This window comes from Methanosarcina baikalica (assembly GCF_031461075.1).
Lineage (GTDB): Archaea > Halobacteriota > Methanosarcinia > Methanosarcinales > Methanosarcinaceae > Methanosarcina > Methanosarcina baikalica.
The window spans coordinates 80,667-95,088 of the sequence record NZ_JAVKPK010000003.1; the positions used below are offsets into that span (position 1 = coordinate 80,667).

The following is a 14,422-nucleotide window of genomic DNA, read 5'->3' on the forward strand; positions in this document are numbered from 1 at the left end:
AATCATAAATGGACAATTCTAATAGTTGTATTTAACTCAATTTAACTCTAAATTAATTGACATACAGGAGATATTCAAAGATGGAAAAAGGCGGAAATCCTAAAGAAATAAAGTCCCTTCTTGAAAAATTCACAAATGCTCACGGAATTTCAGGCTTTGAAGACGATGTCCGGGAACTTCTTGAAAAGGAGATTGAACCTTATGTTGATACTATCCGCAAAGACAACATGGGAAACCTTATAGCTATCAAAAAAGGGGAAGGTCCTTCTATAATGCTGGCTGCTCACATGGACGAAATCGGGCTCATGGTCAGATATATTGATGATAACGGTTTTCTCCGGTTTGTTGGGATAGGGGGATGGTTTGACCAGACCCTCCTTAACCAGAGAGTTGTAGTTCGCGGCAAGAAGGGCTTTATTCCCGGAGTTATCGGGTCCAAACCTCCACATGTAATGAAAGAGGATGACAGAAAAAAGCCTGTGAAAATAGAAGATATGTTTATCGATATCGGAGCAAAAGACAGGGAGGATGCCGAGAACCTCGGAATTGAGATCGGTACGACAGCCTCAATTGATCGGGAGTTTGTGTCCCTTGCAAACGGAAAAGTCACTTCCAAGGCATTTGATGACCGTGCAGGCCTCGTAATTCTTATAGAAGTTATGAAACGGCTTTCTAAACATAAAATTGAAGCAAACGTCTATGCCGTAGGTACTGTCCAGGAAGAGGTAGGACTGAAGGGAGCAAGAACCTGTGCCTTTGGGATTTGTCCAAATCTTGCTCTTGCTCTTGACACAACTATTCCCGGGGATCATCCGGGTATCAACAAAACCGATTCTTCTCTGGAAGTAGGGAAAGGCCCTGTAATTACTGTAGCTGATGCGTCCGGAAGAGGCCTTATAGCCCATCCGCAGGTTCTTAAGTGGCTGAAGGACACTGCCGTTGAAAATAAGATCCCGTATCAGCTGGGCGTTGGTTCCGGGGGCACCACTGATGCCACTTCAATTCATCTCACAAAGGAAGGTATTCCTACAGGTACGGTTAGCATAGCCACCCGCTACATCCATTCCCCGGTTGAGGTTCTGGACATGGCAGATATTGAAGCATGTATTTCTCTGATTGTAAAAGCAATAGAAAACGTCGGCAGATATTTTTAAAGCCCTTTTAAATTAATCCGGATGGGCAATCCCCTATAAGGGTAGAACACATTTTACCCCTTCCGGTCTGCGGGAAAAATTCCTGCAGTTCTATTTTCTTCTCATTTTTAATTTTTCAGGGTCTCATGGCCTCAGAAATTTATTATTTTTTCCTTTTTTTAAAAATCATATATGTTAACTGTAAACTAAAAATACTATGGTCTATCTATTGAATAAGAGTTTTCAGAGGTCCATTGAATAAATTCGAAGATTTTTCGGAGAACGCCGGGCTTCTGAGAAAAATATATGTAATATGTATAATTAAACAGGGTGCTGTAAAATAGGGTCAATTAATATAAAATAAAATTTATTAACTTTTCCTATCTACAGAAATAATCTATCTTAATAAAAGAAAGACTGAGGGATTGTATTATTCGAAAATATCCGTTTTCTGGACACTACTTTAAGAGATGGTGAACAAACACCTGGCGTAGCCCTAACAAGGGAGAAAAAGCTCTTAATCTCCCGAGCCCTTGATGAGATGGGAGTTTCGGTAATTGAAGCCGGTTCTGCGATCACTTCCGAAGGTGAAAGGGAGTCTATAAAAGCTGTCGCAAACGCAGGGCTGGATGCCGAGATCTGCAGTTACTGCAGAATTGTAAAGATGGATGTTGACCATGCTCTGGAATGCGACGTCGATTCTATCCACCTTGTAGCACCTGTTTCGGATCTTCATATCAGGACGAAGATCAAAAAGGATAGGGACGCAGTAAGGCAGATTGCAGCCGACGTAACAGAGTATGCCAAGGACCACGGCCTGATTGTGGAACTGAGTGGAGAAGATGCATCTCGAGCAGACCTTGAATTCTTAAAAACCCTGTATTCGGACGGGATAGATGCCGGAGCCGACAGGCTATGCTTCTGTGATACCGTAGGTCTTCTGGTGCCTGAAAGAACTACTGAGATTTTCCGGGACCTGTCTTCCTCTCTTAAAGCCCCTATCAGCATTCATTGCCACAATGACTTCGGTCTCGCAACTGCAAACACGGTTGCTGCCCTTGCAGCAGGGGCAAAGCAGGCCCATGTAACTGTAAACGGGTTAGGGGAAAGAGCCGGAAATGCGGCTCTGGAAGAAGTGGTCATGAGCCTTGAATGGATCTACAAGTATGATACGGGCATCAAGCACGAGATGATCTACCGGACTTCCAGGCTTGTAAGCCGTCTTACAGGCGTTCCCGTATCTCCTAATAAGGCTCTGGTGGGAGGAAATGCGTTTACCCATGAGGCAGGCATTCACGTCCATGGCCTTCTCGCCGACAAGGCAACCTACGAGCCAATGAGTCCCGAATACATCGGAAGGCAGCGCCAGATCGTACTCGGAAAACATGCAGGAAGGAGTTCTATTACCCTTGCCTTAAAGGAAGTAGGGCTTGCGGCTGATGACGCCCAGACAGAAGAGATTTTCAACAGGATTAAGCAGATGGGCGACCAGGGAAAACACGTAACCGATGCTGACCTGCAGACTATAGCGGAAACCGTGCTTGATATATATAAAGAGCCTCTGGTAAAATTAGAAGAGTTCACCATTGTATCCGGAAACCGGGTGACTCCAACAGCTTCCATCAAGCTCAATGTTAAAGACAAGATGATCGTACAGGCCGGAATAGGTAACGGGCCTGTAGATGCTGTAATCAATGCCATCAGAACAGCTGTAAGTTCCTGTGCGGAAGATATCATCCTTGAAGAATATCACGTAGATTCAATCACCGGCGGAACCAATGCCCTTGTGGAAGTAAGGGTAAAACTTTCCAAGAACGGAAAGGTAATCACCGCAAGCGGAGCCAGAACGGACATCATTATGGCCTCTGTAGAAGCTGTGATGAACGGCATGAACCGTCTTATCCGGGTCGAGTGAGTTTCATAGAGTATGAGCTTCAAAAGTTTCTCAGGGGGACTATTCCGTCCCTTCTTCTTTTCCTGCTGTAGGAATTTTTGAAAAAAATGGTCCTCTGGCCTTGCTTGAGTCCAGAGAAACCCTTATCCATATATAACATGATTGATTATGATGTATTTGCAAAATTCATAACAAAAGCTTGTGAGTGTGAGAGACAAAAAAGTATTTCTGATAAACACACCTTACTGGAGGCGTACTCATCTTTCCGGGTGAGTACCCAGTTAAATAAACATTTCATGAGATAAGAAGGAGTTAAATAATGACAACCGGGTCAACAGAAAAAGTTAATGGCGCAAGGGCTCTGATAAAGTGCCTGGAAGAAGAAGGTGTTGACACCATCTTCGGATATCCGGGAGGGCAGATCATTCCCTTCTACAACGAACTATATGATTCAAATCTGCGCCACATACTTGTACGCCACGAACAGGCAGCAGCTCATGCTGCGGACGGGTACGCCCGTGCTACTGGAAAGACCGGGGTCTGCGTTTCCACCTCAGGTCCAGGAGCAACTAACCTGGTAACAGGCATTGCTACTGCATACATGGACTCAGTACCAATCGTAGCCTTAACTGGCCAGGTTCCGAGGTTCCTCATCGGTAATGACGCTTTCCAGGAAGCAGATATTACGGGAATTACCCAGCCCATCACCAAGCACAATTACCTCGTACAGGATACAAACGAACTCCCGAGAATCGTAAAAGAAGCCTTTCATATCGCTTCTACCGGAAGGCCTGGCCCGGTATTAATTGACCTTCCAAAGGACGTACAGAACGAGGAAATTGACTTTTATTATCCCGACAAAGTAGAACTTAGAGGGTATAAGCCAACTTACAAAGGCAATAGCCAGCAGATCAAACGAGCTGCCGAAGAAATCGCAAATTCTTCAATGCCTATAATTTACGCAGGCGGCGGTGTGATAAGTTCTAATGCCAGCGCTGAACTTGTGGAACTGGCCGAGACAATCAACGCTCCGGTTACGACTACCCTTATGGGGATAGGCTCAATCCCAACAGAACATCCTCTATACGTCGGAATGCTTGGAATGCATGGAACCAAATATGCAAACTATGCAGTTCAGGAATCCGATCTTATTATTGCCGTGGGTGCAAGGTTTGATGACCGCGTGACCGGCAAGCTCGAATCCTTTGCTCCCAATGCCAGGGTTATCCATATTGATGTCGACCCTGCCGAGATCTCCAAGAACGTAAAGGTTCACATTCCAATTGTCGGAGATGCAAAACAGGTACTGAAATCTCTAAATAAATATATTCAGCGCTGCAATTCCGGGGCATGGATTGAAAAAATAAACAAGTGGAAAAAGGAGTATCCTCTGACTTACAGGCAGGAATCGCAAGATGGCGTGATGCCTCAGTTTGTTATCGAGCAAATATCCGAAGCCTGCGAAGATGCAATTATTGTTACTGAAGTCGGGCAGCACCAGATGTGGGCCGCTCAGTTCTTCAAGTACAAAAAGCCCCGCACTTTCCTTACATCAGGCGGGCTCGGCACAATGGGCTACGGTTTCCCTGCAGCCATAGGAGCACAGGTAGGAAGGCCGGATAAAACGGTTATCAACATTGCAGGAGACGGCTCTTTCCAGATGAACTCTCAGGAGCTTGCAACTGCGGTTCAGAACGATATCCCGGTTGTTTCCGTGATCCTGAATAACGGTTATCTGGGTATGGTCAGGCAGTGGCAGGAGTTGTTCTATAACAGGCGGTATTCCTACACCTTCATCAAAGGCAGTGTTGACTTTGTTAAGCTGGCCGAAGCCTATGGGGCTCTTGGGCTGCGTGCGGAAAAGCCGTCCGAAGTCAGGCCTGCAATAGAAGAAGCAGTCAAGTCAGGCAGGCCCGCTGTTGTTGAAGTGATTGTTGAGTGCGAGGCAAATGTCTACCCTATGGTGCCGGCAGGAGCTGCAATTAATGAGATTCTTGGCCCGGAGGAACACGCAAATACTCGCCACGGTATGCCTGATCTACGCACTGCAACAACTGATAGAGTTCTCGACCTGGAGGAACACTGATGAAACACACGCTTGCAATCCTTGTGGAAAATAAGTCAGGTGTTCTCTTCAGGGTGGCGTCACTCTTCTCAAGGCGCGGATACAATATTGACAGTCTGGCTGTGGGAGTTACGGAAGATCCTGAAATCTCCAGAATGACTATCGTGGTTCACGGGGATGATCATGTGCTTGAACAGGTCACAAAACAGCTGAATAAGCTCATAGATGTGATCAAGGTCTTAGATATCGGGGGAGACGAAGCCGTAGAAAGGGAACTTGCCCTTATTAAAGTATCAGCTGATGTGAATAATAGAGCCGAGATCATCCAGATTGCAAATATCTTCAGGGCAAGGATAGTGGACGTGGCTCCCAAGTCAATGACTGTTGAAGTAACCGGAGATGAAAGCAAGATTCAGGCAATCGAAAAACTTCTCCGGCAGTTTGGAATTAAGGAAATGGTCCGAACAGGCAAGATTGCCCTGGTCCGCGGCCCAAAGAAGGTTTAAATATTAAGGGCAGATAAAGAGAGGTAGCTGCTTAATTATTTTTTACAGATTGAGCAGCAGGAAGCCTTTTCAAACTCAGAAAGCCTTCTTAAAAGTAGGCATGGGTTTCCAGGCTTCTCCTAATATCTCAAAAAGCTGCCCTTATTCAAAGAAGCAACTTTTCGAAAATTAACTTAATTCTCGAAGCGGACGTATTCCATAGTAGAATACTTATCAAAATATTAGAGTGAAATTTGCTTAAAAAAGCTAAATCATTTCTCAGGAGACTCAAGTATGGCAACGATAATTTATGATAATGAAACTACTTTTGATGCACTTAAGGACAAAACCATCGCAATAATGGGCTACGGAAGCCAGGGGCACGCTCATGCCCGTAACCTCCATGAGTCCGGACTCAATGTTGTTGTGGGACTCAGGAACGGAAGCTCCAGCTGGGCAAAAGCCGAAGGTGACGGCCTGAAAGTCCTGACTGTAGCAGAAGCTGCAAAAGCTGCAGATATTATCATGATCCTGCTTCCGGACGAAAAGCAGGCCTCGGCGTACTACTCCGAAATCGAGCCCAACCTGAAATCTGGGAATGCCCTGGTTTTCGCTCACGGCTTCAATATCCATTATAACCAGATAGTGCCCCCTAAAGACGTGGATGTTTTCATGGTCGCGCCCAAAGGCCCGGGACATATCGTAAGAAGAACTTATACTGAAGGTATCGGAGTGCCGGGTCTGATTGCAGTCTACCAGGACGCAACCGGAAACGCCAGAGAACTTGCCCTTTCTTATGCCAAAGGTATCGGCGCAACCAGGGCAGGCGTTTACGAGACGACTTTTCGTGAAGAAACCGAAACCGACCTTTTCGGAGAACAGGTTGACCTATGCGGAGGGATATCTGCCCTTATTAAGACAGCTTTTGAAGTGCTTGTGGAAGCAGGGTACCAGCCCGAAATGGCCTATTTCGAAACCTGTCACGAAGTCAAGCTCATTGTGGATCTTATCTACGAAGGAGGGCTTGAGAGAATGTGGCACTCCGTTTCCAATACCGCAGAATACGGCGGTATGACAGTAGGCCCGAGGATCATTAATGAGGAATCCCGCGAAGCCATGTATGAAGCTCTTGAAAGAATTCAGAACGGTGAATTTGCCAAGGAATTCGTCCTCGAAGGCATGGTCAACCATCCTGTGCTCAAAGCAATGGAACGCCAGGAAAAAGAACACCCGCTTGAGATCGTCGGAAAAGAAATCCGGGCAAACATCCCCTGGCTCAACAAAAAGATTGATGACGACTGATTTTGCTGTGATTGACAGCCTGTGAACAAAAAGTTCATAAATCTAGAAATATAAAATTCAATCCGGAGGGAAAATAATGCCAGTAACAGGAGAAACCAAAATCATTGACACAATCCTTAACAGGAGGAGTGTCCGGGAGTTTACGGACAAGCCTGTCAGCAAGGAAGATATCAACATAATCCTGAACGCAGGACACTGGGCTCCTTCCGGGTTGAACAACCAGCCCTGGCGCTTCATTGTGATCCGAAACAGGGAAACCATCCAGAAACTCTCGGAATGCACTCACTATTCCGGGATCGTAGCAGCGGCTCCCCTGCTTATTGCCACTTTTCTGGACAATGAAACTTCTTACCACAGGACAAAAGATATCGAGGCAATAGGGGCTGCAATCCAGAACATGCTCCTTACCTGCTGTGAACTGGGCCTTGGCGGAGTCTGGCTTGGAGAAATCCTGAATCAAAAAGAGAAGGTTAATTCCATTCTGGAATGTCCTTCAAATCTGGAGTTAATGTGCGCTCTCGCAATCGGAGAACCGGTTCCAAAGGAGAGAACTTCAACACGTAAGGTTCTTTCTGAAATAGTATTTGATGAAAAATACGGCCAAAAATGGGAAGAATAAATGTATTATACTTTACTATAAAAGATACTTTACTATAAAAGGCTGGAATTCATTATGTAAAATTCGGAATTCCAGGTTAGTTTTCCCGAAGGTTCATTTTTGATCCATTCTTTATAAAAATATTTATAATTTTTATTAAGGATTAAATTTATAAGCTATTTAGCACTATTACCAGCCAGTTAACTGATTACAGCTTTATTTGCCAGTTACCGATAATGACTTTTTCACAATGAAGGTCTGTGGTGTAGAGGATATCACTGGAGCCTCCGGAGCTCCGAACTTGGGTTCGATTCCCAGCAGACCTGTTACTCAAAACGTTTCGAAGGTTTACATAATGGTTCATGGATTACATCGGCGCTTTCTGCGTGCTGGGAGAAGAAGGCTATCTTTAGTTCATCTACTCTTTATAGCAATAATCCTGTACTTTTTGTTGCGGATTATTCTTTTGCCGCTTTTGTGGACTTTTCTTTTTATCCTTGTTTTAATTATACTTTTGAAAATAGTGGTGGAAAACTTATAATAAACTTTTGATGCATTTCAGATATTTCTGAGCTCCTGGATGTTGGAACGTTTTATCTAAAGATAAGTAAATTAGTAACTATACACTGAATAGTTACTATTATTTTTCTTAGTTGTATGATGAACGAAAGTCAAAATATCCAAATTGGAAAGATCATCATTAATAGACTTCATCATGATGGCCGTAATATTCCAGAATAACAATTTTTTCCTTTTCATCTACAGAGAAAATCAACACAAAATGAGAGTCAATATGAACTCTTTTCCAGTGATTGAGAGGAGACCTCAAATTTTTATATCTATGTGGGTCCTGAAGAATCTCATTTACCTTACTAAATATAATTTCAATTTGCTTCTAATCCTCTTTTGCCAGCTTCTCAACAATTTTTTGAACTTCGGGTTTTACCTGTAGCCGATACATGTCAGATCAACAATTAAGCATTTTTTTCCAGTTATCAATTGTTCCGACATCTATAGGTTCCTGTTTCATGATTTCCTGGGCTTTTTCAATAAATTCAGGCCTAAGCTCAGGTTCCATGAGCTCTTTTTCATATTCAGCAGCCATATGCATGATAGCAGCACTTTTGTCTTTTAAGCCGTATTTGGCTTTTATGATATTGAGAACCCGATTTGTTTTTTCATCAATTTGAATAACTGCTTGAACCATAATGTATACCTCATATATATATGGAATAATTTCATATATATATAATGATGAAGCAATTTTAGAGGTTCCGTTTCAAAAAATCCTTTCTAATGATACAATAGAATAAAAAGAAAACCAAAGATAGTAATATGCTATCTAATTCCTTTAAATGGAAGCACTTTGTAGGTGAAATTATCCTATTGAATATAAGATGGTACTTAAAATACCCATTGATCTATCGAAATTTAAAGGAAATGATGATAGAAAGAGTAATTCAAGTTGATCACAGGGTTCCGTTGCAAAAATAATTTTACTGCGTTTTTAGGCTATAAATATTGCTTTTTGTATCATTATTGATCTGTTTATGGCATATAAATATCCTATTTATGATGTTTTTCACTGTTTTTGTAAAATGCTCTGATTTTTTGCAACGGAACCATAATATTTATACTCCTAATTTATTTAATCAAATGCAGATGACTGGTCTTATCAGTATAATTAGGGGCTGCACTTGATGCTGCAGCTGTCACTGACAGTACAAGCCTCATTTCTAAGCTGTCTATAGATCCCGCAGTAGCGCTTGTCACAAGCTTTTGTACACGTATATGAATTGTCTTGATATGCGGAACATTTAAAAGCGTATTCACACTTGAGATAAAACATATCCGTCCCCTTTTAAACTTCAGTGTACCCACTTCATTTCCGAGCCTATCCCAAAGCTCAAAATTACTTCTCTGATACTCAAATCTTGAAAAAAGAAAACAGCACAACTGGCTAATGTAAACACTTAAACATCAGCCAGTTAGGATTTATTTTAGTTATATTCAACTTTCAGCTATGGTTATACGTTTTTATTTCCAGTACCAATAGGCAGGGATCCAGTATCTGTCATTGCTATACCAAAAAGATTTGTGGTGTTTATCCTTGTTGTGCTTTACCTTTTTATATCCCCAGTGACCTTTCATCTGGTATTTTTTCTTACCATAATGGTTGTCATACTTTTTGTTACCATCATGGTTGTCATACTTTTTGTTACCATCATGGTTGTCATATTTTTTGTTACCATCATTATGGTTGTTGTAAACATTCTTACTATCGAAAGGAGCTGCACTTACTGCTGCAGCTGTCACTGACATTACAAAACAGAATGCCAGCAAAATACCGAGTATTTTTTTCATTTTCAGCATTTTACTTACCCCAAGATATTTGCTGTTCGGATAGCCTTACTTTATTTTCTTAATTGTCTCGCTGACCATTCGCAGTTTGACAATCCTAACATGAACCAGTTAAAATATAAACATACTTATAAATCAATATATATAAAAGAAATATTTTTATTAAAATGACGGTTTTAAAAGGTTTAATTTAGGAAATAAATGTTTTAAAGGCCCTTAATATGAAAAATATTATTTATAAACAGCCAATTACTAAAATGAAGGTTTAGAAACTTTTATTTATTTAAGTCATAAATACTGTATTAAAGAAGGCAATTGAAGAATTGGAGACCTTTTCCAATAATATGCAAAGGAGAAAGGCAGAAGGGAAAAATGATAAATCGAATAGGGCAAGCAGGTATCGGGTCTCTGGCACACAGGAGTGAATGAAATCACGGGGAGTTGGGCCAAAAAATCCCGCCTGATAAACTATTACCTCTGTGAATGCAGTTAATTCGTGTGGAAAAACAGGTCCGAAACTGTAAGAGCAACAGGTCAGAAGCTGTCAGAGAGCAGGCCAGAGAAAAGCGAGAACACCTCCACGCGGATCTTCATCACAGAAGGTCTCTATGCATCCCGATGAGCCCATACGGGAAAGTAAAGGCAGCAATAATCTTTGCAGCTGTTGTCTTGGAAGCTCGGGAATCTATTTTGTTTTAAGCCTCCTGCACAGCTCACGTCTCAGGCTTACCAGGGTTTGTGCTTCCATTCCCGCAATTCTATGACCAGACCATCAGGATCGGTAATCTCGGCGCGGATAGATAGACCCGTATCTAACGGCCCCCATGTCACGAAGACACCATGAGTACGCAAGTAGGCGGTCGCAGCTTCCATAGATTCGACTTCCAGGGCAATTGCACGGTAGCCCACGGTCACCGAGGCAGGTATCGGTGCGGGATTTTCCATATGCAGTAACTCAATGACTGTATCCCCCAACTGTAGGTAGGCTATCTCTTTCAGCAGTCTAGCCTGCAGCAGCGTCCGCGATACCAGACGAAACTCCATTACATCCTGGTAGAACGCCATCGATCTTTCAAAATCACTCGGTAGAATCTCAACATGGTCAATACGTGTAAACATCGATTATTCCTCCTTGCTTATATACAGGATTTTTTCCATATTGATATCTATCAGGTAAAAATAAAAGAGAATTATAAAAGGGAAAGTTCTCGGAGATCCCAAAATTAAAAGCTACAACAGAAGAGCAAAATACTAGGATAGAATCAGTTCTTATGAGTCATTACCATTGCTTGAAACCTTGAGCATTCCAAAAAAAGTTCGTTTTTACAATATTTAGAAAAGTCCGAACTTTTTGGTTTGAATTTTTCGAATTCTATTTTACAATCGTGTTTTTCATCTGACTCTGTATCTATTTCTAAAGTTACGATGTCTGAAAAGATACATGGCAATTTGAGTTTCAAAATTAAATCATTTGATTGGGGGGTTGTGTTAGTGGTGTTAGATTACCTTGATTAATCATTACTCTAGCTTGAAATCTCGGACAGTTCAAAAAACTATCCGTCTCGCATAAATCCTCAACCTGATTGTAATCTAGTGTCGAGTCAACAGCAAAATGTCGTATAAAATCGATTGCAATTATTTAGAATCATTAAATCTTTGAGTATTGACGCGACACTAGCGTTAAGTCTGTAAGTCCTGCCTTACAGTCCTTTGTATTGGTTAACACGTCACCATTAATTTTCTTTTCCCTTACAAGATCTAGAAATATACATTGCATATTAATCCCTCTAAAAAATTTACAACTTATTATACTAAGTTATATAATATAAAACTAAACGATTTTTTTATATATGTGCCCTTTGTATCATGATATCCTGTTCTATTATTTCCAATATTTCATGATACAACTGTACAGCCTTTTCGGCTTCAACTGCTGGGGGGATTGTAAGACTTTGTATTTGATTCTGTTTACTTAGGTAATCCGCAAAATATATACGCATCCCAATTTCCGTCGCAATTTTTTCACTGCCATTCTTTTTTTGTTTTTCAAATTGTTCTCGCGCGTTCTTCACCATAAGAGCAGCATTCTTATCAAAAAAAGATATAAAACTATTCAGTGGCTCTTCCAATGCATTAGATGATAAATATGAATACTGTATTATTTCTTGCATATCATTTCTAATATTGGAATAATAAGTTTGATTTTGAAGCTTTTGTTCACTTATATCATCATATTGATTCAATATTCTTCTCAAAGGATAATATAATTTGTGAAGTTTTTGTTTAATATGCTCCTTTGTGTCTTCATCAATTTTCTCCTCACGATTAATTAAAGCAATAAAGAGACCAATTAATGAAATAACTAGAACAATAATTGAAATAACAAGATTAACTTCTGAAAAATCACCAACAGTCATCAATAAAAAATAAAGACACAATAGTTAAATCTTTCGTTTTTAAATCGAGTGCAAAAACATTGATGTTGATCTGGATAAAGTACATGCATCTCAGCGTTTTTTATACAGATATTGACGCGGCAGTGTGCCGATTTTCTGTAATATAACAAATATCAATAAGTTTTTGAGTCAAAAATTCCATATCAAAAGATCCATTTTCCCCACAATACACAATAACTTTACTTTGAACTTACAGCAAATTTGCGACACTGCCACAAAAGAGGGTTCTGTAAAGTTTTCGTCTGCTAAAAGATAGTGTTCTGTTCTAAAAGGCAATAGCTGACGATAAAATAATTTGTATCGTATTGGCCGACGAAGACTTTACAGAGCCAGGACTGATAAAAAACAATTCACCGAATAAAGCATATTATTTTTTAGAATTCTCTTCCTCTATTATTTTTTTATAATCTTCGTTTTTTGTATATAAACGATTAATTTGTAATTTGTATTTGCCAAGGACACTTATAATTGAAGACATTTCTTTTATTAAATATTCTGTATAAGGAGTTTCATTTTTATTATAGTTTTTTAGAATTTTAATTGTTTCGTCAATATTATCAGGAATAATATAATTATTAGAGTCTCTTTCTAAAGCTTCAAAATTTACATAAGGACTGATTTTTATAGGTGACTCACTTATAGTAGATTTTATAAACCAATGGTCTTCTATTCCTTTTGATAATATTGCTCTTCTAAACGACGGATGAAAAAATGAAGAATTTAAAAATTTATCTCTTTCTATTAATTCACTCTCTTCAATTGCTTTTTTTAACGGTTCGCGTCTTATTATTTTATCTATTAGTTCTAATAAAAAAACATCAGGGATTTTAGGGTTTTCAACTGTATTTAAAACTTTAGTCTTATTAATTTTTTTGAGGGTATTGAAAAAATATAAGTCATCATAGTCCAAGTATTCATCTATATCACTCCCATCTTTGAAGATATCTATTAAATCAAAATAAGATCTCACCATTTTTCTTTCTATTAAGCCCTCGTAAACTTTCTTAGCCATTAACTCGAACCCAATCGTGGCTTTATGATATATTACTGTAGTATAAAAAAAATACCTACACATTAAATAATGTTCTACAGCTTTTATAGCTTTATCTTTTACAACGAGTTTTCCATCCTTTTCAAAATACGTTAAGTTTCTTATTATTTGATCCATATCAAATACGCCATAAGTAACTCCAGTTTGCTTTGAATCCCGAAGTAAATAATCAAATCGATCTGCATCGAGTTCTGAATGAATTATTAAAGATACTGGGTCTTTGTTATTGTTAATAAAAGTGCCTGCGATGATCTGAGATATTGTTTTGATATCCTCTTTACTAAAAGTTGAATCTTCTAACAAAATATCATATATATCGGTTTTATGAATTACAATTCCAGCTATCCTTTCATGATGAGCATAATCTTTTGATTTATTTCTGGGTTCATGTAAAGCAAAATTGAATTCATGAACTTCGTTTTCGTGAAGCAATTTGTTGTTATTTATACGGTTTTGTTCTACACGATGATCGTTGCTGTACTCTTCTACCTGAATATCGTCTGTTTGTATTCTATTTTCACAGTCCTTAATTACAACACTTTCGATCAAATGTGACAATGGATAATGGCCGATGTCATGCAATAAAGCAGCCATCCTTATTAATTTACGTTTTTCTTTTAAATAACCGTCTTTTTGAAGCTGAACTACCATATTATCTGCAATATACATTACACCCAATGAATGACTGAACCTATTATGTGACGCGCCGGGGAAAACATATTCCAATAAACTTAATTGTTTTATTCTCCGTAATCTTTGAAAAAAAGAAGAAGCAATAACTTTACTTTCTAATTCTGTAATACCTATAAAACCGTGAACATCGTCAAAAATATGTTTTTTAAACTCTATTTCATCAGGGTAATGCATATTCATTAATAATTTCTTAAGTCTTTATATGCCTTTTCAATTATAGCGTCAATATGAGATTCAAACTTTAAATTCGGCTTAACATCCAATAATTTATTTTTTAATTCCGTCGGGCTCCCTTTCCCATAGAAATTTGCCATGTCGATATAATGGAGGGACGCTAATACTTCTAGGTATAATGGATGATCTATGCAATCTCCAAGTTTTTCT

At 39.6% G+C, this 14,422-nt stretch carries 14 protein-coding genes, 1 tRNA gene and 1 pseudogene; 9 read left to right on the plus strand and 7 right to left on the minus strand.

The features are described from left to right. Positions 1-80 precede the first annotated feature (80 nt). The 7 genes from RG963_RS01605 to RG963_RS01635 all read left to right on the plus strand — a co-directional run bounded on the left by RG963_RS01605 (position 81) and on the right by RG963_RS01635 (position 7,803). Positions 81-1,154 (plus strand): M42 family metallopeptidase, encoded by a 1,074-nt coding sequence (locus tag RG963_RS01605; RefSeq protein WP_310574526.1) that lies wholly within the window; start codon positions 81-83, stop codon positions 1,152-1,154. Between the two features lie 421 nt (positions 1,155-1,575). Continuing rightward, complete coding sequence (locus tag RG963_RS01610) at positions 1,576-3,048, plus strand: (R)-citramalate synthase (protein WP_449566832.1); 1,473 nt, start codon at positions 1,576-1,578, stop codon at positions 3,046-3,048. Positions 3,049-3,346: 298 nt separating this feature from the next. Continuing rightward, complete coding sequence (locus RG963_RS01615; protein ID WP_310574527.1) at positions 3,347-5,113, plus strand: acetolactate synthase large subunit; 1,767 nt, start codon at positions 3,347-3,349, stop codon at positions 5,111-5,113. After that, entirely contained in the window at positions 5,113-5,598 is a 486-nt protein-coding gene (gene ilvN / locus RG963_RS01620) for an acetolactate synthase small subunit (protein WP_310574528.1), read from the plus strand. The genes RG963_RS01615 and ilvN overlap by 1 nt, the downstream gene beginning before the upstream one ends. Positions 5,599-5,871: 273 nt before the next feature. Continuing rightward, the gene (ilvC, locus tag RG963_RS01625; RefSeq protein ID WP_310574529.1) at positions 5,872-6,879 is read left to right on the plus strand and encodes a ketol-acid reductoisomerase; all 1,008 of its coding nucleotides are present in this window, start codon (positions 5,872-5,874) and stop codon (positions 6,877-6,879) included. Positions 6,880-6,955: 76 nt separating this feature from the next. Continuing rightward, positions 6,956-7,498 (plus strand): nitroreductase family protein, encoded by a 543-nt coding sequence (locus tag RG963_RS01630; protein WP_310574530.1) that lies wholly within the window; start codon positions 6,956-6,958, stop codon positions 7,496-7,498. Between the two features lie 233 nt (positions 7,499-7,731). Continuing rightward, positions 7,732-7,803 (plus strand) — tRNA-Arg (locus RG963_RS01635). Positions 7,804-8,444: 641 nt separating this feature from the next. Here RG963_RS01635 and RG963_RS01640 read toward each other — a convergent pair. Further along, on the minus strand, positions 8,445-8,684 hold the full coding sequence (locus RG963_RS01640) for a DUF2683 family protein (RefSeq protein ID WP_310574531.1): 240 nt from the start codon (positions 8,682-8,684) through the stop codon (positions 8,445-8,447). A 128-nt stretch (positions 8,685-8,812) separates the two neighbouring features. Between RG963_RS01640 and RG963_RS01645 the strand changes: the two are divergent. Beyond that, positions 8,813-8,950: pseudogene (locus RG963_RS01645) on the plus strand (IS6 family transposase); the annotation flags it as partial. Positions 8,951-9,121: 171 nt separating this feature from the next. On the opposite strand, the gene RG963_RS01650 reads toward RG963_RS01645, so the two are convergent. Both RG963_RS01650 and RG963_RS01655 read right to left on the minus strand, forming a co-directional pair. Then, positions 9,122-9,310 carry a hypothetical protein gene (locus RG963_RS01650; protein ID WP_310574532.1) on the minus strand — a complete coding sequence of 63 codons (189 nt, stop codon included), beginning with the start codon at positions 9,308-9,310 and terminating at the stop codon, positions 9,122-9,124. A gap of 204 nt (positions 9,311-9,514) precedes the next feature. Next, a complete protein-coding gene (locus RG963_RS01655; RefSeq protein ID WP_310574533.1) occupies positions 9,515-9,850 on the minus strand; it encodes a hypothetical protein in 336 nt (111 codons plus the stop codon). 486 nt (positions 9,851-10,336) lie between these two features. Between RG963_RS01655 and RG963_RS01660 the strand changes: the two genes are divergently transcribed. Then, complete coding sequence (locus RG963_RS01660; protein WP_310574534.1) at positions 10,337-10,537, plus strand: hypothetical protein; 201 nt, start codon at positions 10,337-10,339, stop codon at positions 10,535-10,537. A 27-nt stretch (positions 10,538-10,564) separates the two neighbouring features. Here the strand turns inward: RG963_RS01660 and RG963_RS01665 are convergent, their stop codons facing one another. From RG963_RS01665 to RG963_RS01680, 4 genes are all read right to left on the minus strand, one after another. After that, a complete protein-coding gene (locus tag RG963_RS01665; protein WP_310574535.1) occupies positions 10,565-10,957 on the minus strand; it encodes a VOC family protein in 393 nt (130 codons plus the stop codon). Between the two features lie 725 nt (positions 10,958-11,682). Further along, the gene (locus tag RG963_RS01670) at positions 11,683-12,255 is read right to left on the minus strand and encodes a hypothetical protein (RefSeq protein ID WP_310574536.1); all 573 of its coding nucleotides are present in this window, start codon (positions 12,253-12,255) and stop codon (positions 11,683-11,685) included. Between the two features lie 406 nt (positions 12,256-12,661). Further along, entirely contained in the window at positions 12,662-14,212 is a 1,551-nt protein-coding gene (locus RG963_RS01675) for an HD domain-containing protein (RefSeq protein WP_310574537.1), read from the minus strand. Positions 14,213-14,217: 5 nt separating this feature from the next. Next, a partial coding sequence (locus tag RG963_RS01680; protein WP_310574538.1) for a hypothetical protein occupies positions 14,218-14,422 on the minus strand: 205 nt, incomplete at its 5' end.

Coding starts and splice junctions, on each gene's coding strand:
- RG963_RS01605 (WP_310574526.1), top strand. CDS start 81: ATGGAAAAAGGCGGAAATCCTAAAGAAATAAAGTCCCTTCTTGAAAAA.
- RG963_RS01615 (WP_310574527.1), top strand. CDS start 3,347: ATGACAACCGGGTCAACAGAAAAAGTTAATGGCGCAAGGGCTCTGATA.
- ilvN (WP_310574528.1), top strand. CDS start 5,113: ATGAAACACACGCTTGCAATCCTTGTGGAAAATAAGTCAGGTGTTCTC.
- ilvC (WP_310574529.1), top strand. CDS start 5,872: ATGGCAACGATAATTTATGATAATGAAACTACTTTTGATGCACTTAAG.
- RG963_RS01630 (WP_310574530.1), top strand. CDS start 6,956: ATGCCAGTAACAGGAGAAACCAAAATCATTGACACAATCCTTAACAGG.
- RG963_RS01640 (WP_310574531.1), bottom strand. CDS start 8,684: ATGGTTCAAGCAGTTATTCAAATTGATGAAAAAACAAATCGGGTTCTC.
- RG963_RS01655 (WP_310574533.1), bottom strand. CDS start 9,850: ATGCTGAAAATGAAAAAAATACTCGGTATTTTGCTGGCATTCTGTTTT.
- RG963_RS01665 (WP_310574535.1), bottom strand. CDS start 10,957: ATGTTTACACGTATTGACCATGTTGAGATTCTACCGAGTGATTTTGAA.
- RG963_RS01670 (WP_310574536.1), bottom strand. CDS start 12,255: ATGACTGTTGGTGATTTTTCAGAAGTTAATCTTGTTATTTCAATTATT.
- RG963_RS01675 (WP_310574537.1), bottom strand. CDS start 14,212: ATGCATTACCCTGATGAAATAGAGTTTAAAAAACATATTTTTGACGAT.